22 protein-coding genes and 1 pseudogene are annotated in these 26,873 nt (G+C 39.7%); 4 read left to right on the plus strand and 19 right to left on the minus strand.

Going from position 1 to position 26,873, the window contains the following annotated elements; translation table 11 throughout:
* Nucleotides 1-119: 119 nt before the first annotated feature.
* The 4 genes from E0496_RS06770 to E0496_RS06785 all read right to left on the minus strand — a co-directional run bounded on the left by E0496_RS06770 (nt 120) and on the right by E0496_RS06785 (nt 6,933).
* A complete protein-coding gene (locus E0496_RS06770; RefSeq protein ID WP_141500872.1) occupies nt 120-593 on the minus strand; it encodes a hypothetical protein in 474 nt (157 codons plus the stop codon).
* Nucleotides 594-824: 231 nt separating this feature from the next.
* Nucleotides 825-1,403 (minus strand): hypothetical protein, encoded by a 579-nt coding sequence (locus E0496_RS06775; protein WP_206669723.1) that lies wholly within the window; start codon nt 1,401-1,403, stop codon nt 825-827.
* Nucleotides 1,404-1,546: 143 nt separating this feature from the next.
* Nucleotides 1,547-3,694, minus strand: coding sequence for an S-layer homology domain-containing protein (locus E0496_RS06780; RefSeq protein WP_141500874.1), 2,148 nt, complete (start codon nt 3,692-3,694; stop codon nt 1,547-1,549).
* Nucleotides 3,695-4,002: 308 nt separating this feature from the next.
* Entirely contained in the window at nt 4,003-6,933 is a 2,931-nt protein-coding gene (locus tag E0496_RS06785; RefSeq protein ID WP_141500875.1) for an S-layer homology domain-containing protein, read from the minus strand.
* A gap of 943 nt (nt 6,934-7,876) precedes the next feature.
* Here E0496_RS06785 and E0496_RS06790 point away from each other — a divergent pair.
* Nucleotides 7,877-9,964, plus strand: coding sequence for a CAP and S-layer homology domain-containing protein (locus E0496_RS06790; RefSeq protein WP_141500876.1), 2,088 nt, complete (start codon nt 7,877-7,879; stop codon nt 9,962-9,964).
* A gap of 182 nt (nt 9,965-10,146) precedes the next feature.
* On the opposite strand, the gene E0496_RS06795 is transcribed toward E0496_RS06790, so the two are convergent.
* The 13 genes and pseudogenes from E0496_RS06795 to E0496_RS06855 all read right to left on the minus strand — a co-directional run bounded on the left by E0496_RS06795 (nt 10,147) and on the right by E0496_RS06855 (nt 24,493).
* On the minus strand, nt 10,147-11,844 hold the full coding sequence (locus E0496_RS06795) for an ATP-binding cassette domain-containing protein (protein ID WP_141500877.1): 1,698 nt from the start codon (nt 11,842-11,844) through the stop codon (nt 10,147-10,149).
* Between the two features lie 59 nt (nt 11,845-11,903).
* Complete coding sequence (locus E0496_RS06800; protein WP_141500878.1) at nt 11,904-12,755, minus strand: glycosyltransferase family A protein; 852 nt, start codon at nt 12,753-12,755, stop codon at nt 11,904-11,906.
* Nucleotides 12,752-13,417: a glycosyltransferase family A protein gene (locus E0496_RS06805; protein ID WP_141500879.1), complete on the minus strand. Its 666-nt coding sequence runs from the start codon at nt 13,415-13,417 to the stop codon at nt 12,752-12,754. The genes E0496_RS06800 and E0496_RS06805 overlap by 4 nt, the downstream gene beginning before the upstream one ends.
* A 4-nt stretch (nt 13,418-13,421) precedes the next feature.
* The gene (locus tag E0496_RS06810) at nt 13,422-13,841 is read right to left on the minus strand and encodes a hypothetical protein (protein WP_141500880.1); all 420 of its coding nucleotides are present in this window, start codon (nt 13,839-13,841) and stop codon (nt 13,422-13,424) included.
* Nucleotide 13,842: 1 nt separating this feature from the next.
* Nucleotides 13,843-14,880, minus strand: coding sequence for a phosphoenolpyruvate carboxykinase (ATP) (locus tag E0496_RS06815; RefSeq protein ID WP_141500881.1), 1,038 nt, complete (start codon nt 14,878-14,880; stop codon nt 13,843-13,845).
* Nucleotides 14,881-14,919: 39 nt separating this feature from the next.
* A complete protein-coding gene (locus E0496_RS06820) occupies nt 14,920-16,092 on the minus strand; it encodes a nucleotidyltransferase family protein (protein ID WP_141500882.1) in 1,173 nt (390 codons plus the stop codon).
* Between the two features lie 218 nt (nt 16,093-16,310).
* A complete protein-coding gene (locus E0496_RS06825) occupies nt 16,311-18,050 on the minus strand; it encodes an ABC-F family ATP-binding cassette domain-containing protein (protein WP_141500883.1) in 1,740 nt (579 codons plus the stop codon).
* 234 nt (nt 18,051-18,284) lie between these two features.
* A pseudogene (locus E0496_RS06830) lies at nt 18,285-19,526 on the minus strand (ISL3 family transposase).
* A gap of 134 nt (nt 19,527-19,660) precedes the next feature.
* Nucleotides 19,661-20,011, minus strand: coding sequence for a hypothetical protein (locus E0496_RS06835; RefSeq protein WP_141500884.1), 351 nt, complete (start codon nt 20,009-20,011; stop codon nt 19,661-19,663).
* Nucleotides 20,012-20,046: 35 nt separating this feature from the next.
* Nucleotides 20,047-20,526 carry a hypothetical protein gene (locus tag E0496_RS06840; protein ID WP_206669724.1) on the minus strand — a complete coding sequence of 160 codons (480 nt, stop codon included), beginning with the start codon at nt 20,524-20,526 and terminating at the stop codon, nt 20,047-20,049.
* Between the two features lie 32 nt (nt 20,527-20,558).
* Complete coding sequence (locus tag E0496_RS06845) at nt 20,559-21,287, minus strand: S-layer homology domain-containing protein (protein WP_141500886.1); 729 nt, start codon at nt 21,285-21,287, stop codon at nt 20,559-20,561.
* Between the two features lie 613 nt (nt 21,288-21,900).
* Nucleotides 21,901-22,704: a short-chain dehydrogenase gene (locus E0496_RS06850; RefSeq protein WP_141500887.1), complete on the minus strand. Its 804-nt coding sequence runs from the start codon at nt 22,702-22,704 to the stop codon at nt 21,901-21,903.
* Between the two features lie 343 nt (nt 22,705-23,047).
* Nucleotides 23,048-24,493 (minus strand): IS1182 family transposase, encoded by a 1,446-nt coding sequence (locus tag E0496_RS06855; protein ID WP_141500888.1) that lies wholly within the window; start codon nt 24,491-24,493, stop codon nt 23,048-23,050.
* 263 nt (nt 24,494-24,756) lie between these two features.
* Here E0496_RS06855 and E0496_RS06860 point away from each other — a divergent pair, with 263 nt between their 5' ends.
* Genes E0496_RS06860 through E0496_RS36835 form a run of 3 tightly spaced genes read left to right on the plus strand, consistent with a single transcriptional unit; the run spans nt 24,757 to nt 25,414 of the window.
* Complete coding sequence (locus E0496_RS06860) at nt 24,757-25,128, plus strand: hypothetical protein (RefSeq protein ID WP_141500889.1); 372 nt, start codon at nt 24,757-24,759, stop codon at nt 25,126-25,128.
* Nucleotides 25,125-25,310 carry a hypothetical protein gene (locus E0496_RS06865; protein WP_141500890.1) on the plus strand — a complete coding sequence of 62 codons (186 nt, stop codon included), beginning with the start codon at nt 25,125-25,127 and terminating at the stop codon, nt 25,308-25,310. The genes E0496_RS06860 and E0496_RS06865 overlap by 4 nt, the downstream gene beginning before the upstream one ends.
* Complete coding sequence (locus tag E0496_RS36835; RefSeq protein ID WP_277755832.1) at nt 25,289-25,414, plus strand: hypothetical protein; 126 nt, start codon at nt 25,289-25,291, stop codon at nt 25,412-25,414. The genes E0496_RS06865 and E0496_RS36835 overlap by 22 nt, the downstream gene beginning before the upstream one ends.
* A gap of 74 nt (nt 25,415-25,488) precedes the next feature.
* Here the strand turns inward: E0496_RS36835 and E0496_RS06870 are convergent, their stop codons facing one another.
* Nucleotides 25,489-26,031: an HNH endonuclease gene (locus E0496_RS06870; protein ID WP_206669725.1), complete on the minus strand. Its 543-nt coding sequence runs from the start codon at nt 26,029-26,031 to the stop codon at nt 25,489-25,491.
* A gap of 12 nt (nt 26,032-26,043) precedes the next feature.
* The gene (locus E0496_RS06875; protein ID WP_141500891.1) at nt 26,044-26,823 is read right to left on the minus strand and encodes a hypothetical protein; all 780 of its coding nucleotides are present in this window, start codon (nt 26,821-26,823) and stop codon (nt 26,044-26,046) included.
* Nucleotides 26,824-26,873: the final 50 nt, after the last annotated feature.

Here is a 26,873-nt window from a genome sequence, read left to right on the forward strand (position 1 = left end):
TTAAATGCGGATTATTTCTAAAAATTTCCTGCCGCATGCAGCTTCTGGATTACATCATGGTTTCAATATTAGAATATGCTTACTTCGTGGTATATGGAGAAAGCAAAGATGATGAAAGCTTAATAGGATTTTAAGCATGTCATTTTAATTTGGGTGAGGTTTTCTAAGTTGATTTCAATTTGTAATTCGGTATGCTCATTAATAGCAATTAGGTTTTTATCTTTCATTTTTAAGTCTTTTATAGGATTTGAATTTTCAAAAAATATTCCCCATACTAAACGGTCTTCAGCATCCGTACAAGCAATAAATCCTTCATTGCCCATTTGACCATCACCGCCATAGATTTTCCCGTCTTGATAATCAATGCTGACCCATTCATCAACGACCGTCCAACAATCAACATTATACTTTGCTATGCTTTCAATGGTTGTGTCACACAAGGGAGAGCAAAAAAATTCACTCTCTTTTGTGTTGGGGTTATATGTGCTGTAACAATTTAAAATGGTTACAGTGCCATTTGGAAAGATGATACAATTCATGCCGGGCAGTTCATGTTTTTCAAGATTCCAATGTTCCTCAATAAAAATATTCATAATAAATCCCCTGTTTATATTCTATTTTAATATATTTTTCCATAATATCAATTGCGTTACTACATCCTGCATGTAGGAATGTCACTGGCTTATTGTAAGTCCATCCTTAAACCAACGAAGCTCATGACCTGAAACCACAACCGCTTTCCCGCTGTCACTCCGGCCACTAGAACGTGCCCCGCTCAAGACGCCGATTAATTCTGTGCAAGACATTTTTTATTATTTTCAAAGTTATTCAACACTCTCCATTTTTGAAAGATAAAAGTCTTCCCAATTATCTCTTGTGTTCTGTGATTGTGGATTAGCAGGAATGATATTTTTTTCCGTTGGCAAGTAAAAATAATTCTTTTGGGTATGCTTTTGCAATCCTGAAATTTTCTTTAAGTCCCTTTGAACTGTTCGATAAAAAGATTGTATTTGTTTGTTAGGATTCTTTGCTATCATACGCATTTGTATAAGTTCTCGACTTTTATAAGTTTCTCTGCCGCCTTTAACTTCAATTGAATAGGAGCTTGGTTCATCATAAAAATAACCAAATTGTTTGATTTGTGATATATTTTCTGCGGGGTAGCAGGAAAAGAAAAAAGAGTTATATGCAGTATTATTGAAATAACTGGAGAACAAATCGTTTTTTTCACTTTCAAAAGATGAATATCGACGTTCTCCCTGTCCGTTAACGAATATTTCGGCATATAGTTTAACTCCATGACTCTGCATTGCATTATGACTCTCAGTAAGAAAATCCATAACAGGCATTGAAATATTAAAGTAGATAGCTATACCGTTTTCCTCCTCATCACTACCAATCATGTTCACCAATGGCTACTTCTGTATCTGTTTCGCTGTCATTTTTGTCAAACTCTTCTGCTATATCATCTATAGAGCGAAATTTTAAGGCACCCAAATCGGGTGCCTTAAATTTCAGGAAATGAGTTCAGCAGCGAACTTTCGTGTTACTCCTGCCCGGAGTCTACATCTGCAGACTGATAGTAAACCTTTAATATATATTCCTCATTGTTACTCTCTCGAAACACAATATACATAATGTTAATTCCATTAATTTTAATATACTTTCTCCCTGTGTTCTGCGCATAAGATATCTTGACATTCTGCAAAGTGTTTTTCAGTTCATCACTTAAACCTGGCAGTTCAACCCCCTTTTCTCTTTCAATCATTTCTTGAAGGAGTGGGAGTTTATAATCATCTTTTTTAGGAGCGTAGTCAATTGTCAAATTTATGTCTGAGTAAAAATAATCAGGATAATCCATTGAAAAGATATAAATTGATCGATCGATATCTGCTTGATCTTTCTTTGGAGCTTGTTCGTAAGCTACAAGTTTTTGATTTTTGTTATTCTTTAATGAGTAGAATTTATAATTTTCTCTCGTTACTCTATCTAACCCGAACGAATATCCTTTATTTTCCATATGGACTTGCATAGCCTCAATACCTGAAACAGGAATACTCTCTTCTAGTTCGACTATAGGTCTCGTATTAAATTTTTCGAAAACTCTTTCCAGCAAAACTATCGCTTCTTCTTTTGTTGTATTGCCTTTCGGTATAAGCCGGTTGTTCTCTTTGCCATTAATGATCTGATTATGGTTGAAGAATTGAAGGGCTTGTACCGCATATGCTGCTACATGATCCACATCTTGATAAGAAGTTTGCCAACTATTTCCTTCTACTGAAATCTGAATATTAGCAGCTTTTAATACTTTATAGAGCAATATCGAAATATCTTGTCTAGTAATGGGATCATTCGGAGCAAACTTGCCTTTCTCTCTTCCCTGTACGATACCAAGCTCGTAGGCCTTTAAAATATAACTGTCCGATGTATCCACAAATGGATTAGTTTTCGCAGTCTCCGCAGTCAAACCAGTTAGAGCCTCATATAATTGAATAATGGCTCTACTGAAATCTTTTCGAGATATATTTGATTTATAATAGCTAAGTAGTTCATCCGATACTAATTGGTTTTTTGTTGCTTTCTGAATATCCGCAGCAGCCCAATTACTCGGTGTGTGCAGATCCTTATTGGTAATATTGTAAATTGCATCGCCTGCTATGAGAAAACCAGTTTTTGTTGGCAATACACTATGAAGATTCGCCTCTTTACTATCTATCTCAACTTCATTCCACTTTACACCATCAAGTGAGTAGTAGAAAACTTTTCCTTTTCCTATTGCAATATATTCTTTTCCGTTATAACCCACATTTGTAAAGACGACCTTTTTATTAGAAATGCTCAAGACTGACTTCCAATTAAGTCCATCAACTGAGGATAATATATCATTCCCCTTCTCACTAGGGGTTGCTATAAAAAATTTCTTACCATCCCAGGTGTAGTTTAAATTGTGCGAGTTGCCAAAGCTTATGAATTTGTCTGAGTCGCCACCTATCCAGTGGTTTCCGTCTTTAGACATAGCTACAGCATTTCCATTCCCCAAAAAATACTTCCCTGTCCACATTAAATTCCAAATTGGCCGTTCCTCACTGGCACTTCTCGTCATTCCTTCCTTAGTCCCCAGTTTGAAACTTTTTAAATCTTTACTCGTGAAAAAGTAATTTGGGCCAGCTACATAAAACCAGCCACCTAACTTACTATCTACATAAACCTTTTTGGGGCGATCTTGTGCTACAAAATAATAAGTGCCATTCACAAATAAAAAATCCTGAATTGTATACACTTTATCAGCATCTTTGTGAGGAATATGAGTAGAATTCCACGTTACTCCATCAGTGGAGGTTGCGATCTTATCATCGCCGTAAATCATTACAAAGCGTTTTCCATCCCATATGGTTTTTTCTTCAAGGCCACCTAAAGTTATTTTGTTATTTGCATCATAAAACGTTGTATCATATTCACTCCAAGTTAACCCATCCTCTGATATATAGTGTTTGTAAATGTACCTATCCCCGTTGTAGGCAATTGCGCCTGGGAAGTTTTCATTAAAATCTGTTACTTCTCGAGCCTTTTTGACTTCAATATTCGGACTCGCTTGTACTTCTTGAATATGAAACCATAAAGAAAATACGATAATGCCCAAAACAAATAATACAGTTTGCTTAATTGGTAGCTTCCGATGACTAATCTGTAACAATGTGAACTCCCCTTATTTTGAAGTAGATCCTATTCAAAACGGATCATTTTGATAGTAAAAATATAACATAATGTATATATTTTCTCTATCGTTGTTTCGTTAATATCTTTTTGTGATCAGGCAGAGCGCACCACTCTAAAAGCAAAATAAGGGCACCCATTTAGGCGCCCTCATTCTGACTTCTAATTAAATATGCATGGGCAGGCCCACGATCCAAGCGAACTAATCTGCTCGCCAAGTAAGGTCGGCTTAATCTCCTTGAGAGATAAAAAATTCACCATTATCTTTTGTGGGCATTTCAAATAAATTTATAAAATTTTTTGAAGTCGTAATATAACAACTGCTGCTTCCGCTCTAGTTGTTATACCAGAAGGTTCAAACATATTATTTGCGCGGCCTGTTACGATGCCATGTTCAAGGGCAGATTGCGCATATCCTTTGGCCCATTCGGGAATGTCTGTATCATCCGAAAAAGCTGATACTTTAATATCACCTTTTGTCCAGTTCATAACCCGTGCAATTATTGCCACCATTTCTGCTCGATTTATTGTATCCAATGGACGCAGCGTTCCATTATTATATCCTTCTATTATTCCTTGCTTAAGTGCTGTGTACATAGCCGGGCGAGCCCATTCTGGAATACTATTTTGATCAAGGAAAGAAATAGGAGCTGACTCCTCAAGCTGCTCGACTTGCAGCATACGAAGTAACATGACGACAAATTCCGCACGAGTAACCGCATTATTTGCCCCAAAATGTTGAGCACTCGTTCCTTTTACAATTCCTAAGCTTGCTGCTTCACAAATGTCTGTCTTTGCCCAGTGATGTTCAATGTCTTTAAATAAGCATTTGTTATCCACTGCTATTTCTTCATTACGTACAATTGTCAGCGCATAACGTTTAATGGTACCATTTTCTGCTTTTATAATGATTTCAATGACGTTAGAACCTACTATTAGCGGCAACTCACCACTCTCGCTACCATTCTTAGCAACATAAGTAACACCATTCACTTGTAACTCTACCATTGCTTTATCATTCGCTAAAGTTGGGGTGATCCTTACTTGATGCACGCTATGATTTACATTTAGTGTATAGTTCAATTTATCTGGACTAAATTCGCCATCTAGCTGTACGCCTATATCTAAACTTATTTGCTTCATATTAGCATTGGAGCTAAGAGAAGGAGCTGCTACGTTTTGAGGATTTCCACGCGTTATAGTCACGGTATACGTTCTCGTTGTAGTTCCATCCGCCGCTGTCACTACCACATTAATTGTATTTACGCCCACATTCAAGATAAGCTCAGCGCTTTCTTCACCACTTTGTACTATTTGTGCCGCTTTATCGTTAATCGCTACTCTTGCTATTGAAGCGGAAGAAACAAGGTCTGGCGTTACTTTAATACTACTAACAGAATTTTCTACATAAGCTGTGTAACTCGTTACATGTTCTGAAAAGGTTGGGCTTAAGCTTGCTCCTCGAGATAAACGCAACCCGCTGAGTTTCTCATTATTCTCTACCCAAATGGCATATAATAGGATGCTTGTATTGGATGAAATCGTCTCACCCTCATTGTATGAGATCCCACTACCATCTCTTTCTGTATTCCAATGATTAAAAATAAAGCCTGGCATTTCCCAATTCTTATTATTTCCAATTACTACTACTGGGGAGTTCAAAATATAGGCATTGCTACTCGTTACTTCACCTTCTAAATCTGAATCATTACTTACATAAGTAATAAAAGGTTGGTACGCTTTAAAATAAGGATAGCCATTATTATGAACATCTATCTGCCATACATTATCGAAATCCCAATCCACATAAGAGTCAATTATTTTCATTGCTTGTGTAGCTAATCCTTCACCCAGATTATCCGACTGTCCTGAGGTTTCGGTATTATAATAACTGCGTACAATACTGCCATCCATATTTGACCCGACTAATCCACCTTCATTATAATCACCGGTTACAAGTCCAATCGAATAGCTATATTTAACTGTTCCCTCTAGATTATCACCTACTAAACCACCTACAATATTTTCTCCAGTGATAGAGCCTGTTGCATAACTATTATTAACAATACCCTTATAGTTGTAACCTACAACTCCGCCTATCTCACTAATTCCACTTACGCTCCCTTTCGCGTAGCTAAATTCAATTAACGAATCTGCTGTCGCAGGAGATTCATTCTCACCTACTAAACCACCTACATATGCTTCTGCAATCACATCTCCTGTAGCATAGCTATTAGAGATAGTACCTCCCTCATTATCACCTACTAAGCCACCTACATCATCGCCTCCTGTTACATGACCTGTAGCATACGAATATTCAATTGTTGTCTCTTCGCTGTACCCAACCAATCCCCCTAAATCATCTTCTCCCGTTACATCGCCAGTAGCATATGAATGTTCAATATGTGATTTCATACTGTTTCCAATTAATCCGCCCATATCATCATCCGTATTAGATACATCTGCATGAGAATGGCTTTCACTAACTAATGATTGATTAAGAGCACCTACTAGCCCGCCTATATATTGATGGCCAAATACATTTCCCGTTGAACTACTATTACGAATAGTACCGTCTATAACGCTACCGAATAGACCACCTACATATTCAAAGCCTTCTACATATACGTCAGCATTAACATTAGTAAGTTTCGTATTTTCACTATAACCGATTACCCCACCTACATGGTCTTCCTCCCCATACACTGATCCCGTAACCGTAATATTTTCAAATGTTCCGTTACTAACATATCCTACTAAGGCACCTATTTCGTAGTCACCCTTTATATGCGCATTTTCAAGCACTACATTTGTTACACTTCCAGAACCTTGCATATAACCAAATAACCCTAAATACACGCTTGAAAAATCAGTGTTAACATACAAGTTTGAGATTGTATGATTATTACCATTTAAACTCCCTTCAAATGGAGTAGCAAAATTACCTATTGGCTCCCACGAATTACCAACGCCGTAGTTACTTAAATCAATATTATTAAGCAATTCAAAATAGCTATTCGGATAAAACCTAACTTCACTTAGCTGATCAGCTGTAGAGATGAGATAGGGATCCATGACTGAGCCAGCTCCCCCAGCAAAGCCTCCTGCAGCTTGAACGTAAGAACTTTCTGGACTTATCCAACTTGGAATACTGCCAAAAAACGTTGCAAATACAATGAAACATACCATTGCTTTTCTAGTCCAATATCGTGATTTCATTACTGTTTTTCCTCCTCTGTTAATCTAAGACAAATTTATAACACGGTAAATATAACATGCCACTATGAAAGAATAATGAAAGAAACTCTCTGCTTGTGCAACAGGGACTCTAGGACACGCGAAATCTATTATTCGAACGTAGCAATATAGTCGAATTTGGGATACTTTTATTCTCCTCCCGGAAGAAAAGACGAGCTCTCTCCTAAGAGAAAACTCGCCTGATTATAGTCATTTTGTTTTTTAATTTGATATCCGATCAGAGCCATAGGCTTCAGAGGTGTCCTCTTTCATTTTACCGTGCAGTTTTTGCAGATGACCGTTTTCTTTGTTTACCTAGAGACAACTAGCCTAATCGGACAAAGCACCTTCCAAAACAATAATTAAACATTATACTGTTCGTTGATTTCGATTTTGTTTCACAATGAAAGACTGGTGAGGAGGCCAACTTAACGGAGAAAATATGCGCAAAGACCTGCAGGTGTTCCAATAATTAAATTAGATTTATCTCACGACGATGACGTCCACTACAACAAAAACATTAATCATCTCGTCCTTATTAATCATTATTCCATTAATATAAATTAAAACCAAAAATTTAAATTACCCCCTCTTGTAAAAAAAAGAGTTATAACAACCGACATTAATTAAGGGGATGTTTTCCACAATTTCCCTCACCTTGTCTAATGCCCCGGTTATAAGGCTTGTAAACAGCTGCCATACATGCGACAGCCAATTATTCTAAAATGGTTCAAGGAGGCTGTATTTTTAAAGAAAATAAACAAACTCGCGACTGGAGCCCCAGCATCCGAAATTGGCATGTTCGGTACATAATATACCCAAAAGTTTTATACGCCAAGATAAACAGAAATAATGTCCAATCATTATTAGTAATCGTTGCTTGGAAATTATAGTATTATTGATACTCAAAGGAGATGCAAACTGAATGAATTTAGAGAACACCATACCGCGATCATTATTCTGGCACCCACTTGGAAAACTTATTCTATGTGCAGGACTCCTTATTGCGGTTACTTTATATAATCCATCCAACCGAATTGCAACGGATACTGCCTATGCGTCTGATGATACCTACAGCTATACGAACGACCAACTTGCCGCTCTTGCTTTTCTAAATGAGGCCCGTGTCCGAATAGGTGCAAAACCATTAAAACTGAATACAGCCATTACAAAAGCAGCTGTGGCACATGCCGCGTATTTCAATGCAAATCATACGGGAAAGGTTACGTTAAGTGCACATGATGAAACAGCAGGGAAGCCTGGATTCACCGGCGTTTCGGCCTTTGACCGGATGAAAGCAGCCGGATGGAATACCGGAACCAGAGGTTATAGCTATGGTGAAGTGATGCATTTTAATCAGAAAAGTAGCACTCAAGCAACGCAAGGGTGGCTGGATACAGCCTATCACCGGGCTATTCTACTCAACCCGGCTTATGACGAGGTTGGGATTGGGCTGGTCAATGGAACTGCGGTCATGGACTTCGGTAATAGCAGCCCGTCAACTGCCGATGGCATTGATAACATCTACGTATATCCTTATAATAAGCAAACGAATGTCAGCGTTGGCTTCTATGGGAATGAAATTCCGAACCCGCTTCAACAATTCGACGCTAAATATTCCGGCTATATTATTTCCGCAAGCGTAGGAGGAAAATTAACTGCTCATAACGCCGTCATTACAGACGAGAGCGGTGCAACAGTGCCCTTCTATGAAGAGGAATATCTTAGCAATACCCTGTTTCTTTTTCCAAAATCCGTTTTAAAGGGGAGTCATACATACAGCGTCAGCCTGGATTATGAAGTGGAAGGGGGTTCAGGCAAGTTAAATAAATCATGGTCGTTTAAAACAGGTGAAGGCCATAAGTTGTCTGCCCTGTCCCCGAAGAAATCCCAAATTGTTATCAGTGAAGGTGAAGTACTACAACTAGAGATTGAAGGCTTATTCAATGATGGCGTTACCGAGTCACTCGTTGATGGGATTACTTACACGAGCAGCAACAACACAGGCCTTAGTATATCGCTTGCTGGAGAGATTAAAGGACTCAAAGCCGGTAACAACTACAGCGTTACGGCCAAATTAGGGGGAGTATCCACGAAAGTTGGTGTCAACGTTTTACCAAAGCTCAAGATAAAGCAATACCAAGGATCGAACCCAGCCAAGTTGAGCGATATTAATGGGCATGCTGCGGCTTCATCCATCAACTGGGCCATGACAAACGGCATAATTACTGGTTATGACAATGGTACCTTCCTCCCAAATGCTTATGTAAGTGAAGCAGAGTTTTGGACAATGATGCTGAAGACGTACAAGGTGGATATCAATGCTTATGGAGCAAAAGTAACGAAGCATTGGGCAGATGCTGCCTATAAAATCGCTGCCGACCGTGACTTTTCACTGGATGGAATTCATAACATTGCAAACCGGTCGAAACCGATCACAAGACTGAAGGTTTCCGAGTTGTTCTCATCAGCAGACGGCGTGAGGTTCAACGGTTATGAAAATGTGCAGTATGTGCTCAGTATGGGTTATATGGAAGGAAAAAAGGACAATACGTTGTCCGGCTTTGGCGGTTCCGATTTCATTACTCGTGGGGAGGCCGCCCAACTGCTCAATAATGTACATCTTAAACTTGAGAGCCTGCGTGGTCGTTCTAAAGTCAACACCCCTTTATCAGAACTTCCACCAATGCCCGAGCTAGAAGTATACAAAAAACCAGCTGTACTGTCAGATAAAATGATTGTTGCCGAGTTTCGTGTTGACCATACATTGACTGTAGAAGGAAAATTCAAATTTCAAGCCGGGAAGCCGTTAATTTTGAGTGTTCAGACTCGCGGAAAAAAAACACAACGCATCGAGGATGTTAACGTCTCACTGGACTCAGAAGGCAACTTTACGACTACAATTGGTCCGTATGAGCAAGAGTCATTAAACATATATTTATATACCGATGAGATAATCTATTGGATTGCAGTTCAATATGATACTATGAATGTCAGTCAATATACCCAATAACAGAAACTTTTCAGAAATGGACGAATACAGAACTCCATCTGTGCCATTAAAGTGATAAGATGAACCTTATCACTTTAATGGCGAATTAAAAAGGTACCCAAAAGAGTAGCTATTTTAGATTGTTTTAAATGATATTGGTAAATAATTACCAATTAAAGCTGCTCGTTATCTACTGTATTAAATCACTTCAATTCATAAACGAAATCACAATACTTTAGAGTTGATTCTCGATGGGATGCAATGATAACAGTCTGATTACTTAATCTAGACACTGCTCTCATCACTTCCTCTTCAAGGCATTCGTCTAATGCAGATGTTCCCTCGTCCAACACCAAGATATCCGGAGAATCGTACACCGCCCTCGCTAGGCCCACGCGTTGGCATTGTCCCCCGGAAAGAAAGATTCCGTTTTCACCTAGATTGGTGTTTTCGCCATGACTTAACCCTGCAATCATATCAGCTATTTGAGCTACCGATATAGCATGCTTCATTTTTTCTTTATCATAGTCCCGATAGAAAACAATATTTTCCTTTAGGGTTGCATTCAACAAAAATACTTTTTGCGGAAGATATCCGAAACGAAGCTTTGCCTCGCTAAGTTGCTCCGTCGTTCCATCTCCATGCGCCACTTCGAGTCTTCCATTGTTCGGCACAAGAAGACCCGTCAACAGATTTAACAATGTACTTTTGCCTATTCCAGAGGGGCCCCTTAAACCGACGATAGCACCACAAGGAATCTCAACGCTTATATTCTTCAAAACTTCTTTTCCATTCTCATAGGAAAAAGATAGATTACTGCATACAATTTTACTGCCCTGATTAAACCTGCCTGTAGCACGTGTATCTTTGTCTTGATCATTTGCTGCATGCGGTTTGCTTGGTTTGTCCTCCTTTAGTATCCCTTGAATCTTCTCGTAGAAACCTCCGTCCATCCGATCCAATACCGAGGAGTTGGCATACAAAGAAGATAAATAACCATTTATTCGGGTCACTCCTGGCATAACTCTAATTAAAATTAAGGCTAGAATGGCCATTTTCGACATGACGTCCTCGGATGAGCCATTCGTTGCATAAACAGCAAGAAACGCCATCAACATACAAGCTACCGTAATCAATTCAATGAGATGTCTAGGCAATGTGGAATAGACAGTCTGCTTTACTTCTAAGGTTACATTCTCCTTGATATACCCTTCATAGAGATGCTCCACAGCGTCTTTTGCGTTATACAATTTTACTTCCTTGATACCATTTATGGCCTCTCTTGTAACTGCACTCATTCGGTCAAAGCTGTGATTGGAACGTTTTCCGGTATCTCGCACTTTAGTATAAATAAACCGATGAAACAAGATCATGATAAGAACATACACCAGAATCAAAGCCGCCGAAATATTTACATTTAGGACGCACATGTAAGCCAAAAGCATGAGAATGACTACAGCTTCTGCAATAAATTCCAGCATACTCTGTATACTCAGGAAGATGGAACCCGTATATTTGTTAATATTATTAATAAGAGCTGACGAATCTTCATCAGTGAAAGATTGATAATCTTGATCCAGGTACATGCGCAACAATGACTTGCTTGTATCCTTATAATTGTTAACGATATATTTGCGCTTTATAATTCCTAATCCATATACAAACATGTTTTTGACTAGAAAACATATAAAAACAATTACCGCAAAAAAAGCAACTTTGCTTAAACTCTCATGATCCCCCTCTAGAATTGCAGAAACAAAGGGAAAAATAAGTGAAATGCTTGCGGTCTCTAACACTGCACCTATTACATAGAAAAAGACAAGCACGCAAAATTGAATCTGGCGCTTCCGACCAAACAAGTTCCATAATGAAAGTAAATTCACTCCGAGTGATTTATTCAAGGCAAGTCGCCGCTTTCTTCATATAGTCCATTTAAACTACTTTACGCTAATTTCAGTCTTCACTCTTTGCTCGTTCTCTTTCTTGCCATCATAGCCGTAGTTTGCATTAAGGTCTTCTTAAATGCAGCAGTCATATGATCCACTTCTTTGCGATAATACTCTTGATCACATTCACAATAGGGCAAAATACTTAAATAAAGTTGCTTGATATCTTCTATCCGTTTCATAGTCTCCGTGAAACTACGCTTCGTACTAGAATGGCCGCTACTTCTCCTGGAATAAACATGAAGCTCCTCATTTAGATAAGCACACTTGCTTCTGCTTGCGATTGGAAGTAGCAACTGCGGATTCTGATCCACAGTGGATGCCGGAATCTGACGATTCGGATAACAAGCAAACAAGGCTTCCGTTCGAACCATAAATCGGCCCGCCAGTTCCAAGATACGCTCATGGAACAAATCATCAAATATATCGGACAAAAACGGCTGATTTTCTTTTTCTCTATACATAATCGGATTCTCTGTCTCATCTTTGATCAATCCATTGCTTCGCACCATATTAATATTAAGATGAGTGAGAAGACACTCCACCTTCTTTTCAATACTATCCCCCGTCCAATAGTCATCCGCATCGCACCAGGTTAATAGTTCGCCGTGGACATTCGGAAGTGCCAGGTTTACAGCAGCCACCTGTCCTGCATGGTTCTGGGATAGAACTAGCACCGATATACCTTTTGCTTCCATTATAACTGCTCGCTCTGTAAGGACCGAGAGTGAATCATCGGTAGACCCGTCATCTACCAATATAAGTTCTAACGGCGCATAGGTCTGGTTTTCTACAGAATCTAAGTAGGTGTTCAGATAAGGCATGGCATTATAGATTGGCGTTATTATGGATACTAACGGTTTCATTTCTTTGACATCCTTTTTCTTAAAATGGCTGCATAATTTTTCATTTCTTCTTCACGTTTTAAACGTCCTGTATTGGTCATATGCAGGCGCCGTCTTAACGTTACTTGATTGATTTCCCGAACCACGGCTCCTGCTTCCTTCAAATTCATCATCCAATCTACCGTTTCTCCACTTGAAAGATTTTCATCGAAGTATCCGTTCCGATCAAAGACCGATTTTTTGATTAGCGCACAGCCCGGCAATACACCGCCATAACCGTTTTCTCTTGCCTTCAGTTTCATCCTTTGTTTACTCGATAACTCCGGCGATACAAAATCTTTTGCCTTTCCATATACAACATCACAGTTCGGATCATCTTCCATGGCAGTAAAAAGATTATCCAATGCATCCGGCAACAAAACATCATCTGCATCCAGAAACAATACATAATCCCCGCAAGCCATCTTGAGCCCGACATTCCTTGCCTTTGCTGCACCACCATGTTCCACCGAGACCACACGATCACCCAATCTTTGGGCTTTGGTAAAGGAATGATCTTCTGAATGATCATCCACAATAATAATTTCCTTCTCGCCATTCCAGGTCTGGTTCGATATCGATTCCACTGCTTCATCCAAATAATATTCCGCATTGTATACAGGCATAATAATGGATAGCCTCATTGTATTAATCCTCTTCTTTTAGCTTAGGCCAGCCCATATCTGCTTCCACATCATGTACGGGGTCTGCCAACAGAAGATCTTGAACCTCCGCGAATTCATTTAATTCAAGGCTGTAATCTCTATCAACTATGACAAAATCGCCCAATGATTCCTGGCTGTAAGGTTGATGATCTGATATAAAAATTTCCTTTTCCGTAAGCGCAGCAATAAACCGCTCTACACGCTGATCAATATCCACAACACAGCCTTCATTGTTTTTGATTTTATCGACAATCTGCTTCGGGTCCTTGCCTTGCATCAACGCATCTAAAACCATCGATCCAAGAGCACTTGCTCCATAATACATTCCAGTAACAAAATTGATTATAATGGCCTGTCCGTCAGCAATATCATAAAACATCTTCTCATCGTTTAATTTATACATGTTAAAGTCCCTCCATAAAATGTTGCAATACGGTTACATTCTTCTTAAGGTCTTTACTTAAACGGAACTCATAAACGGGTAAATCCTTCAGTCTGTCCATCATTCTCTTAACCATTTCTGTATCTCTTCGTCCGCCAATCTGACTTACACTGGAATGTACCAATTTTACCAATACTGAACCTCGGTCCGTCGGCACAATCATTGGCTCGCTTCCCTCTGTAACAGTGGGACACAATATAGCTTTAATCGGCAATTCTTCTTGAAAAGGATAGGCGGATGCATCAAAGAACTTCTTCCCGTTTCGCTTTTCCTCTGTCTTGATAACAGGCATGTTCGGTTTTAAAATCTGATACATATCCGAATTCAATCCAACCATTGTATATAGTGGCAGTGCTTTTCGTTCTCCGACTTCACGCATCATAACATAATCATCTGCCACAAAATCTAACCCCTCCAGCAAGCAACTCACTGATAAAGTTGACTTCCCAGCACCGCCTCGCGCACTTATCAATACTCCCTTATGATTAAATCCTACTGCAGCGGAATGCAGAATTAATAGGCTCTCCTGCTCTGCCCAAAAATAAAAACATCTTATAAGTGGATGTCCCAACATGCAATCATCATAATCAGTGCCTGCTTGTCTGCAGAAATAATAGGTCTTTCTGATGTAGTCGGCACCCTCCATCTCCGTACTTCTAGTAACCTTGATGCATCCCGTTGTATCCTTTCCCTGATATACATCGGTTATTGCTCCTTCTAGCAGCGGTTTATCGCGAAATGTATCGGGAATATAGATATTAATATCATCCGTATAGCACCAGATCACTGCATCTGGTACTACGTGCTGCTCTTTTGAGAGGACTCTTCCCAAAAGAGAAGATCGTATTAATGAAACCTCTATGTCATCCCAATATCGAATTTCAAGAACCTTACCAGCTAATCCTATTTGCATATTCTTATAGAGAATCCCGTTTTTCTTCAAAATTCGTTTGTTAACATTTTCAAAGAAAGAGGAAATTGTAGCTTTTTCATTATCCATCCATTATTCTCTCTTTTCTCGCATAGGATTTGTTCCAAGTTAACGAAGTCTTAGCCGTGAGAGAAATCTCTGATACAATTTCACGGGTCTATTAAAATGGTAAAGTTCCGCAACATATCTTGCATAACACATACCAGATTCTAATTCCTTTAATTCATGAGAATAATACCTGTACTCCTTTCTGATAGGTTTGTATTTGATTCTTAATTGTATGACCCGCAGCGTAATTGAACCATTTTCACCCGCACGGCGTTCTTTCATATAGGGCACAATCGTCTCATAGAAATCCATTGCGTCTTTTAGCCATTTGGCATATCCATTATCCACTGCAAATAAAGTTGCTACATCCTCTAACGAAATGTCCTCTGGAAAACAGGTTGCAAATAATTTCATCATCAAGTGAACCCGATAACTACAATGCAGTTCATTCGCGCGCTTTGCTATTGCTGTCCAATCCGTGTCAGGCATCATTTTCAACACCATTTTTGCATCAAATAACCATTTCATCCGACGTTCTGGCATTTCATCAACAAATATGCATCTGGATTGCGAATCTAATATATGTACGAACATGTCTATAGGTGACAATACTCTGAATTGACAGCCATTAACCTCAATCTGTTCAACTCTCTCCCAAATATCACTGCCCTTTTCAAGATTGTTCTTAAATATAACATGATGAATATCAAACTCCGTCTTTCCCAACTTATATGTAATGGAATGCTTAGCTTCTACTATATACTCCGCACCCATATCTTGAAAAATCGACACCACTTTTTCATATTGCTCGCCCTCAAGCGCAAAGTCTAAATCAGCCATCATTCTAGATACTCCCGAGGCAAAATGCAGACGCATCGCGGCTCCCTTTAAAAGCAACGGGTATATATTCTTTTCATTCAACCTTTGTGTACTCATAAAAAGTTTCTGCAGCATCAGTGCATTCTCCACCTGATAATAACGATAGATGCCTTTTAATTGCGGGATGACATGCTCCGGAAATCCCATCCAATCGATATTATACCCAAAATGAGCTAGCATCAGCAGATAATTATGATTACCCGCATCCATATTCAGATCTTGAAGCTGATCCTCTATTTCTTCTATATTCACGTGTTCCTTAAACAGGAGTGACAGTAATCTTTGCTCGGACGGAACAAGTAGCCGTTTCTGCAACTCTTTTTCTATCTCCATATTCATATCTATTCTTTTCATCCATTCCTCTTTTGTGGCTTTAATGTACCTCTGATTTATACCATTTTTATTACTTTTGGAATTATAACAGAGTGTTATGAAAGAATAATGAAAGAAATGAACTTGTGGTTTTGTTTTGTCCAGCTGTTCCAAAATGTAGTAAAAAGACACTGAGATTCCACTCACCAGTGTCTTTTTTATGGATACTTTTTCACCATCGTCATGTTCATCGTTGTAATCTAAAGCAGCTTAATCAGCTCTTCCAGCTCTTCAACCCATACTTTTGCAAGTTCAAAATTAGTATCTTTTAAAGCCAATTCTATTTTCATTTCAAGTGACTTTTTCTTTTGTTCCGTTTCTAAATAATCCTTATTAAAATGACTCTCATAAATCATCTGTCTAAATTTGCGCATACTCATTTTTCTGATTGTCTTATCGTCAATGATTAACACATAATCCATTCCATTTACAACTGAATAGAAATCATGAGAAATCATAAGAATCGCGCCTTTATAGTCTTCAATGGCTTTGTCCAGTGCGATCTGCGTATAGATGTCTAAATGGCTTGTGGGTTCATCAAGAAGCAGTAGGTTGGCTTGACCGGCAGAAACTTTAGCCAATTGAAGCATGTTTTTTTCTCCGCCAGATAAAGATTCGATCTTTTGATTCAGCATTTCTCCTTCAAACCCATAGTTTGAAAGATACGATCTAATCCCATCATAAGTTTTAAATCCGGCATCGATGAATTCATTTAGTATGGTATTGGAATCCTTTAGCGTTTCGCCTTGAAGCTGAGATAAATAAGACATTTTAACATCAGCATTTATTTCAATTGAATCATGATTGTTTTGGAAGATTTCTCGGAGTAAGGTCGTTTTCCCGGTACCGTTTGCACCGATAATGGCTACTTTATCCGTAGATTTGATCTCAAAGTTCACATTTTCCAAAAGCAGCTCATCAAAGGAAACACTATAATCATGGACATTGACCACAATGGTGTCTTCCATTTCATAATCCATACCAAAACGAATATCCGGCTGCTTAATATCGACAAACGGCGCTTTGATTTTACGCGCTTCCAATCTTTCTTGAAACTTGACTCTGGCTTTTAACGCTCTGCCTCTGGATGCTCCTGAATTATAGGTGGCGATCGCTCGAAGATTATCGATGATGTGCTCGTTTCTCTCGATTTCTTCCTCTTCGGCAATGGTGAATTCTTGCAGCTCGATTTTGGTCTGAAGCAACGAGAAGTTATAATCGATATATCGCCCATCAAACTCTTGGATCTCCGTATTTTCGAGATGTATGATTTTGTTGAAGCAATGATTCAACAAATATCGGTTGTGCGTAACCACCAGCAGCATGCCTTTATGGGAATTGATCAATTTTTTAAGCGCATTTAGGTTTTCAAAGTCCAAAAATGCATCGGGTTCGTCCATAATTAGCAAGTCCGGACGGCTAAGCATTTCCTTCATTACTTGAATGAGTTTGAATTCCCCGCCGCTCAGGTTGGATACGTTAAGATCTTTCAGCTTCATGAGGTTTGCCAGGTTCAGCTGCTTATTAATGGTGTTTTCAAAATTATCCCCGTCCATCGACTCGAAGGCGTCCAAAGCCGATTGATACTTTTCCAGCAGCGAATCCATATCCGACGTGGTTGCCATTTCAGCATAAATCGATGTGATTTCATCTTGTATCTTGATAAATTCTTCTCCGATATAGTCAAAAACGGTCATTTCTTTGGTGTTGTCCACTTGCGAGAACTGACTCACATGCCCGATTTTGCAGTCCGGGTCGATCTCTAACTTGCCATCAAACAAATATCTTTCCGGATCCGTCAGGATATCGATCAGCGTACTTTTCCCACTGCCGCTTGTTCCGATAAAAGCGCAATGTTGACCCTCTTCAAGCATGAACGAAATGTTGGTATAGAGTTCTTTTTGCGGAAACGAGAAGGATAAGTTATCAACTTTTATCATAGTGTTACCTTTCTTGACAGCTAAAATGGTGACTATTGTTAGATATTTTCTGTGGAGTGGTGGCTTGTTTCTACTTTACCACTCCGTTTTTCAACTGCATAGGCTTCACTTAGTTGGACAGAAAAAATAAGGGCTTGCAGTCAGTAAAAAAGGTTCATCGCAGCAGTCAGCCACGATGAATCCTTTCATAAAAAGCAACTAAATTGGGTCAATCTCAAAATCAGTGCTTGACTATCAGCGCAACATCCGATGGCGGTTACATTCAATGAGAGTGCCTGCTTTATATCGGCTACGATTTCGCGTAAAGTAATGGCGACGCTGGAAGGCTTTAATGCGATTGTGACGACCTTCCACCGTTGTGTTTGTCCATCGGCATTGATGGTAGTTTACGATTTCTATGTTCCAATTGCGCATCGTCTTTAAGGTGCTACGAACGGCAGGATGGTCCATCTTCTCGCCTTGCTTACACCTACGCTCAAAGCCCAGTTTGGCAGCACTAAAGCTCGGCGAACAGTCATACCAGGTGGAGAATGCTTCCTTCCATTCCCAGACGCTACGAAGTAGCGGGGAGAAGGATAGCAGCATCTCCAGTCTGGTCCGGCTCTCCACTTCTAGCGATTCCGCAGGCGGATTAAGCAAGCGATGATGGGCTTTCAGGTAAGCCCTTGCTCGTGGCGATAGCGTAGGCTGAACGATTTTTCAAACCTCCTGTACACTGTCGATCACATAACCGTGAACATGAAACCGATCCGCAATGCGAATCGCTTGCGGAAAGCACTCACTGATCCAGGTATGATACGCCTGTGCTAAATCCATGACGACCGCTTTAGGGTTCAGCAGAAGGAAGTCTGGATGAGTGTTGGCATACGCCCGCAAGTCGTTTAGCTTTTGACCCGGAAGGAGATCCAGCATGGTCTCACCTTTGAGATTATGGATACCGGTATTGTAGGTATGACCTTTTTGGATGGCAAAATCATCGACACCTAAAACCAGATTGGACATTTCTTTCGCTTCGGTCCACACGTGCTTCTCGATGCGTTCACACTCCACCAGAAGAGCCTCGTTATGCATGCGCTGTACGGTACTGGCAGGTAGTTGCTGCATACGAGCGCTATGTGCAGCCGTTGATCCAAGCGCTTGTTCGACAGTATTGAAACAAAAAAACCAACTGTAGCGCTGCTTGGGTCCGACAAATTCATAGAACCATCCAAATCCGGCTTCGCAAGTGGTGCAGGACAATCGGATGGAAGGTACATGCAGAAAGGTTTTTTTCGCAAACACTAGCAAATGCCTTACCATCCGCATGCCATTACTTCCCTTACGAATGACGTTTTGGTCGGACTTGCACAGGGGACAGCATTGTTTATAGCTGCGTGGAATGGCTTCGATATGAAGTTCGTCGGCCACCATAGACCGAATTTGACGAACTTGTAGCTCTGGTATGTCGAGCATTTCATTGATATACTGGATCTGCATCTGTTTATTCCTTTTTTGTTGTTTGGTGAGACTTACAACAATACAGGAGTATCAAATGTTTTTCCATTTTCATCCTTCGGTCACTTCGTCAAGCACTGATTTTGAGATTGAGCCACTAAATTATAATAATTACATTAAAACTTTCTAAAACCCGAAAGGCCAGGGAATTGACTTACCAGAACTCCTGGGAATCCCGGAAATCCTGGATTTCCACCTTCCCCGCCTTCTTCATCAGCCAAAACAAGCTCATAAGTCACATTTTGTGCAGGTACTAAGTTCAAATCAAATTCCTTAATTTCCGGTGCTCCATCTAATGCCTTCCATCCAATTCCAGTCAATCCTAATTCCCAGACAAATTTACTTGGAATTATAAATTTTACGCCAAAACGGTAAGTTTCCTCATTGATTTTCTTTTCTTCTTGTGTAAACGGATCAATGACTATAAATTTCACTTTATACACATTTCTATCATAATACAGCTTCAACGTCGTACTACCATCTGCATTAACAACTCCACTGCTTATGGTTTCGTAATCAGTACCCACTCCTTGTAGAGCATAGAATCCGGAGTAGGTTTTATGGGTTGCAGTTTTTTCCCAGAAACACCATCAGCAAAAGCTCCTCCATTCAAATCAAACGTTAGCTCATACTTACGCTGTAGGTATTGTTTCACTACAAGATTTTTAGGATTATCCGGATCTACTACAATTTTATAATCTGTTGGAAGACCCCAATCATCTGCTAACTCGTACTCATTAGGACTGTTATAATAGCCTGTCGCTTGGGAACGAGCATTGAACTCTTTGAATGCAGTTGCCAAATAAATTTCACTACCGACTTTCGAAAATTCTCCGTCGTAGCTATCTCTTGAATAATATTCTACGAGTACCCTCATGTCCTTCTTCAAATCGAAATATGCCGTGTAGGTTTTCGATGTAGCTGGAACAACCTCATCCATTGATTCCCAACCAAGGAAGGCAAGACCTTCAACATTCGTCACATAGCTCAGAACATTCAATCTGTCCCCATACTTCATATATTCAATAATGCCAATATAGCATCCTTTGCCCAGCTTGAAACATTACCAATATCGCTTGGCTCTGTAATAACGGTATTTCCTGTTTTATAGTTGATATTAAATTCCTCAAAATATCTAACCATAATTGTAGCCATTTGCTCTCTTGTCACCGTATTGCTCGGTGCAAACTTACGATTACCTACCCCTGTTACAATACCGTTTTTATTCGCCCATTCTACGAACGGTGCATAATAAGAACCCGAGGACACATCCGTGAATGAAGATGCTGAAGTGTATTTTGAAGAATCAACTCCTGCTACACGTCCAAGAACGGTAACGAACATTGCACGTGTCATCGTGCCTTGTGGTGAAAAGGTGTGCTCACCTGTACCTTGGAATAGGCCATTTTGATACACATAATTTGCTGCATCGAAAAACCAATAGCCTGGCTTCACATCAATGAAAGAACTTGTTGTATTCCCATTCGTCAAATTCGTTGCGTCGACAACTGGATTAATATTTTGCACTATACCATTCCAGCCACTAGATAACTCATTGGATAGAGGTAACTCCATCGATTTTGTTCTAGATTCACTAGGATTGCTAGAATCACTAAAACTACTTGACCCGCTGAAACCACTCAGATCACTAAAACTGCTCGTTTGCGCCGATGTCAAACCTGGCGCTACTAGGGACACCGATAATAACACGGAAAGCATTAAACCTATAATCCGTTTGTACAAAGACTATCACTCCCCCAAAAATAAATTACGTGAAATAGCATTTTAAAATCTACATCCGTTTTAAGTTACAAGAAAAAACGACTGACACCATATATAGTGTCAAGCCTCTTGTACATCCAATTGTTTTCTTCAACCATGTTAGCATAGCAACTTAACCCTTATCTGAAACCTAAAGAAAACTTTAACTTCGACTTAAAAATGGGAAGTAGAAATGGATCCAAATGATCAATTCTACAGAATCTCTCTGTATTCAAGAATGAAATACGAGTCGATTGTCACATCATGTGACGAGGATGGAAAAGCGCAGACTTGAGGAATTTAACTTACATAATTACAGGAGATAACGTATTAGTGAAATGATGTTCATCTAAAAAAATAGCGGCGGAAGAGAGTTTATCTCTTCGCCGCTATTTATTAAAGAACTTTGCCTAGGAATTGCACATGGCGCGAATTTCGCTCTACTTGTGATACGGTTCTCCGTAATGTATTTAAGCACAAAGTAAAGTTTGACCATAAAATTTACATTTTCAAATAGAAAATAAGCCACTCTTCTTAACCAAATTGAGTGGCTTAAAATATTTATTTTAAAAAATATATAAGTTATTGGAATATTCTAATTATATTTCGATATTAGTGAAGAAAGAGCTTTAGAGCCAAATGCAATTTTCTTTTGCCTTTCCAATTCCTCAAGTTTCTCATCAAGTATAAGTTCAATACCAAGTCGAACTGCAGGAAACATTTCAAGACACTCTTCCTCACTTAGTTCGTGAATGCCCTTACTGAGAATCGAGTACATACCTCTATGTTCTACTAAAAAGGAAGGCAGATAGCTTTTAAGTACTCCGATGCGTTCAGCAGTTCTCATCCTCTCATATGCAGACTCATCCCAATTAACATCAGTTGTAGCCTGCTGATGGGCATCCTCAATTAGATTTTCAAATATACGCCTTAAATAAACGAATGAACCTATCCCAACACCATGCGAAACCAACCCAATCGCTTTACTAAGCTCTCTATATCTTTCCTTACCCAGAAGTTTTTGATACTTTTTTATTTCTATATTTGAGAAATCGGCGATAGAAGGGAATTGTCCTATTTTCATTATAAAAAAATCTCGAATAATAAACTGAAACCAGATAATATGTTCAGAATGACGAGAACATATAAATTTAACTACCAGTACACCTTCATCCTGAAGAGTCTTTAAATCGGATTCCCAGCTACTCGACTCTTTTACTCCAGACTCTGTAGACATAAAAATACTATCTCTGCCACATTCATTGCAGTAACAATCGAGCTTTTTAGGCTTGTTAATTGCTCTATATAGCTCAGGAAAAATCTTCATACTAAAACTATATTGATCATATAACTGTAATTCTGTAAATAATGAATCAATATCTTCAGGAAGTTCCTTCATATAAATCCCCCATAATTTTCTTATTTTCTGAAATAAAGTATACTAAACTAATTTTGCTTAGACTAGTATAATATTTATCTTCATCGTATCGTTCAGATTTTTACTCTTAGTCGCTGGCTGGAAGTGCTATGCCCCTTTCAACAAATCAAAATCGTGGTTTTGATGTAAACCATGCCCCCAGTATGTACCCAAACAAAAGCCACTCATTATGGGGGAGGCCACTGAAGAACTCACCATATTGCTTCAGTTGTCTCTCATAAGGCATAAAAAAGACATACTTCCTGCTAAGATAAGGGGAAGGATGTCTTTTTTAGTTGTATATGGATCTACTTATCGCGCTTTTTCAATCTTTCAGTTTTAGTATTCGTTTAAGATTTACAGCGAATATGGCCATTGCCCCTTGCATTTCCATACCAAGCAGACCCGAGGATGTGGCTACATCATACCCGTGTCCATGTTTAAGTTCACTGTTCTTTGCTTCAATTTTGTAGCGCCCCTTCGATTTTTTCTTGAAGTACTCCGTCTCTTGGAACGCCATTTGCGCGGAGTGCTCCTCCGATTTCATGCTTACAGAATAGCTCTTGCTGTTCGCACCTTCTTTGTAGCAGCCCTCTTGGAGCGGACAACGCTTGCCCACATCAAAGTAATAGGTATCTACTTGGTTTTTACCGACGCCTTTTTTACCTTGCCGAGCCTTGTGGATAGCCATATGACCAGCCGGGCATACGTACATGCCAGCATCTTTGTTGAATAAAAATTCATCTTCATTTTTACGGCCACCTTGCGTGATAAGCGGATTGAGCTTGGCTACCAGTTCAATCCCATTGTTCTTCGTGTACGAAAGGTTACCCTTTTCGGAGTAGGCGGTATCACCAATGACGGTTTTGACCTGCATGCCGGCTCCTTTGCTTTTTTCGATGAGCGTTTGCAGTTGCTTGCCGTCATTCTTCTCGCCGGTGGTAATGACAGCTGCTGTAATGATACGTTCCTCGGTCATGGCCAGATGTGTTTTGTATCCAAAGAAGGAAGAGTCTGCACTCTTATGTCCCACACGCGCATCCGGATCCGCTGTCAGGCGAAGTTGCTCGACATCATCCGCTACAGTTTCTTTCAGCAGGTTAAGCGGTTCTAGGATTTTAGGTACCTGTGCGATTCCGGATTCGGTTTCAATGAAGACGACGAGCTTCTGACAATACTCGATTTCGTCTTCGAGTACAGAGGTTGTGTTCTTTGCTGGCATTTTGGCTTTGATTGATTCATCCATAGTGTAAACGGCCTTTCGTACCTTCCGTGCACGATCTTGCAGAATATCTTGCGGCGATTTCTGGTTATAGCGCGCTTTCGTATGCGTAGCGTCAACGATGATGACGTTGCTCTTCAGGATATTTTGCTCGATGGCAAGTGCTACGGTTTTGCCAATGAGCATGTCCAAGAGGTTTATGTCTTTCAACCGTATTTTGCGGAATTTGGTGAGGGAGCTCGGGTCAATTACGGATTCCTCTGGTGCCATACCAAGGAAGTACTTGAACGACAGGTCATACTTAGAGCGCTCGACAATGTCTACATCGGATAGTTCAAAGATCGCTTTCAGCAACAAATACTTAAACATGCGAATAGGATCAATGGCATTTCGTCCATTGTCCAAGCAATATTTCACTTTCAGCTCCTCGTATATAAAGGCAAAGTCCACTAGTTCGTTGATTTGACGGAGCATATTGTCCTTCGGCACAACAATGTCATACAGTGCCGCGTAAGGACTCAAAACCAAAGTTTGTTGTTGTCGATTCATCCGCTCTCACCCATTTCTCGTAATCACTTAATTATACGACAAAAAAGGTACAGTCTCTTCAACTTTCTTGAAGGACTGTACCTTTTCTAAGAGACGGACTTTTTCAGTGGCCTCATTATGGGGTGGGCAGTTGTTTTATGGAAAGCAATACTGTTTGCCATACTTCCTGGATGACGCATGTAGAGTTAAAGTTCAGTCACCTTTAATTCGTACCCAAATCGTTATATTACGTTTATACAGCTTAACGATACGGGGTGAGCATAATGAGCAAAAAGCAAGATCGACTCAAAGATGGAACGAACAAATTCATGCCCGGCAAAATCGCGGCACTGGTAAAATGGAATAACAGGCCGTTTCTGGACACGATGATTGATGACAGTACTCCTGTGAAGAAACTGGTGGCGTGGTGTAATGATAACGATTTCCTGAACAGCCTTCCCACCATGTATTCTTACATTAGGCAACGCCGGAAAGCGATTGTAAATGGGCTTACGATGGAACTTCTACACTCGAAGGAAGACCCGCTCAAGAAGGCATTGGAAGATGCTACGATGAAGAAAACAAGAGAAAAAGGTAACGCGCAGTATAAGGAGAACTGCTGGACGAAGTCATTTACAGGGGTTTCAACACGTTGAGCAAGATGGAAGTGATTAGTCCTGTCACCGCCATCAAGGCGATGGAGATGAAACACAAGCTCACCAATGGTAGTACGGGCGGCTATACTCACTATGGGCTGGAGGAAATTAAGCTGCAAGGGAACAGGCAATTACCACGGCGATTTTACAGTTCGTTCCGGTGGAGCAGCATGATGCTGTGATCGAGCTTATGGAAACGGTGACGCGAGAGTATTACGAATCCATCGGCTTGGGAGAAGCCTATGTGCAACAAGTGGCAAGGGAAGCACTGGAAGATTATGCGTGACGAAAAGGAGAACGCCTGTGATGGACGTTCTCCTTTGTCATTGGCTTGGTGGAGCTTGTGTGAGACTATGCGTCTTACTTACGTCTTTTTAGTTCTTCAGCAATTTGAACAAATATACTTGAAAGAGTAATCTCCGACCCGCCTCTAGCCTGATTCATATGAAAACCAGAATTATTAAAAAAGCGTTTCATGAGTTCTTTATCTGCCAGCATTTCACCTACATTATCAATGAGGTCTAAGAGTTCAAAATTCCTCAACTCTCTCATGATATCTTCTTGAACTAAGGATGTGTAATCTTGCTTTTCTACCCAATCCAAAAACGCCCCACGTGACTTCGTGTTCGGAGCCCGGTCATGACAGCTTTTACACATCAGAAATAGATTATCCGGGATATCCTCTCCACCAAACTGACGGGCAATGATATGGCAACGCTGAAGAGGTGTCCTTTCCCAATTCTTTATTATCTCTTCACGTGTAGCACTGGGCTTGTTCAAATCATATGTATCATTGAAATCGCGTTTGCAAGCCCAACAACACGGTTCCCCCCAGTCAAATCCCCTCTTATCTAACCAGTCCATCCAATGTTCAAAAATCTGGGCTTTAGTTGGCATAGTCATGGTTTATTCTCCTTAGGGATTCATGTGCCTAGTTATCTTTTCTTTTATGGCATTTTTCACAATATCATCAAGATCATTTAGACATTCATTTATTTCTTTAATAGCTAAAGCAATTTCACTGTCTACTTGAGTATGCCCCAAGTGATTTCTAAGCCATGTGAACCTTGTTTCTAAAGCATTACTTCTAACCATGTTTCCGTTTTGTTTAATCATCTTTGTTGATTGTCTTCTATAATTTAGTTCATCAGGGCTAGCTAAAAGAATATGTGCATCAACTTCCTGTTGTTTGCTAGCTCCTATGATTACCATTAGCAGACTATACAAAAACATAAATTTGCCCAAACCATCATGATGATTCATTGATTGCTTATACAATTCATAGTAAATATGACTTGTCTGAGATGTTTTAATCAGCCCAATAAATTCATCAATTTGTTCTTGCTTCAAATCAAGCATTATATCAAACTTAATTGACATTCTGTTGGTAATCAACGGTTGAGGTTTGATGTTTTCAGAAATAAGATATGGCTCTCCAACCTGAAATCCTCTCACAAATACCAAGCTATTTATAATTTCTTGTATTTTGTGGTCACCAAGTTCTTTTGCCCTATCATAATCAATTGGTTCTTGATACCAAATGGTTATTCTTATTAACCCTCTTTTAGGCTTGTCTCTTTCGCTTGAAAATTTGATATGCACTTCTTTAATTTCTTCATCACTCAAATCAACAGAAATTTCCTGTTCAACAAAAGCTGACTGAGAACTGCAAATATATTGTAGATATTTTGACATACAATCCCCCTGTGTTGATGCTTGATCCACTTGTTCCATAGGATTAAATC

The organism is Paenibacillus luteus, from assembly GCF_006542765.1.
Classification (GTDB): Bacteria; Bacillota; Bacilli; order Paenibacillales; family Paenibacillaceae; genus Pristimantibacillus; species Pristimantibacillus luteus.

Bases quoted from the DNA above. Each gene is read 5' to 3' on its own strand.
- E0496_RS06770 (WP_141500872.1), bottom strand. From the start codon at position 593: ATGAATATTTTTATTGAGGAACATTGGAATCTTGAAAAACATGAACTG.
- E0496_RS06775 (WP_206669723.1), bottom strand. From the start codon at position 1,403: ATGATTGGTAGTGATGAGGAGGAAAACGGTATAGCTATCTACTTTAAT.
- E0496_RS06785 (WP_141500875.1), bottom strand. From the start codon at position 6,933: ATGAAATCACGATATTGGACTAGAAAAGCAATGGTATGTTTCATTGTA.
- E0496_RS06790 (WP_141500876.1), top strand. From the start codon at position 7,877: ATGAATTTAGAGAACACCATACCGCGATCATTATTCTGGCACCCACTT.
- E0496_RS06800 (WP_141500878.1), bottom strand. From the start codon at position 12,755: ATGAAACCGTTAGTATCCATAATAACGCCAATCTATAATGCCATGCCT.
- E0496_RS06805 (WP_141500879.1), bottom strand. From the start codon at position 13,417: ATGAGGCTATCCATTATTATGCCTGTATACAATGCGGAATATTATTTG.
- E0496_RS06810 (WP_141500880.1), bottom strand. From the start codon at position 13,841: ATGTATAAATTAAACGATGAGAAGATGTTTTATGATATTGCTGACGGA.
- E0496_RS06815 (WP_141500881.1), bottom strand. From the start codon at position 14,880: ATGGATAATGAAAAAGCTACAATTTCCTCTTTCTTTGAAAATGTTAAC.
- E0496_RS06820 (WP_141500882.1), bottom strand. From the start codon at position 16,092: ATGAAAAGAATAGATATGAATATGGAGATAGAAAAAGAGTTGCAGAAA.
- E0496_RS06825 (WP_141500883.1), bottom strand. From the start codon at position 18,050: ATGATAAAAGTTGATAACTTATCCTTCTCGTTTCCGCAAAAAGAACTC.
- E0496_RS06850 (WP_141500887.1), bottom strand. From the start codon at position 22,704: ATGAAGGAACTTCCTGAAGATATTGATTCATTATTTACAGAATTACAG.
- E0496_RS06855 (WP_141500888.1), bottom strand. From the start codon at position 24,493: ATGAATCGACAACAACAAACTTTGGTTTTGAGTCCTTACGCGGCACTG.
- E0496_RS06860 (WP_141500889.1), top strand. From the start codon at position 24,757: ATGAGCAAAAAGCAAGATCGACTCAAAGATGGAACGAACAAATTCATG.
- E0496_RS06870 (WP_206669725.1), bottom strand. From the start codon at position 26,031: ATGACTATGCCAACTAAAGCCCAGATTTTTGAACATTGGATGGACTGG.
- E0496_RS06875 (WP_141500891.1), bottom strand. From the start codon at position 26,823: ATGTCAAAATATCTACAATATATTTGCAGTTCTCAGTCAGCTTTTGTT.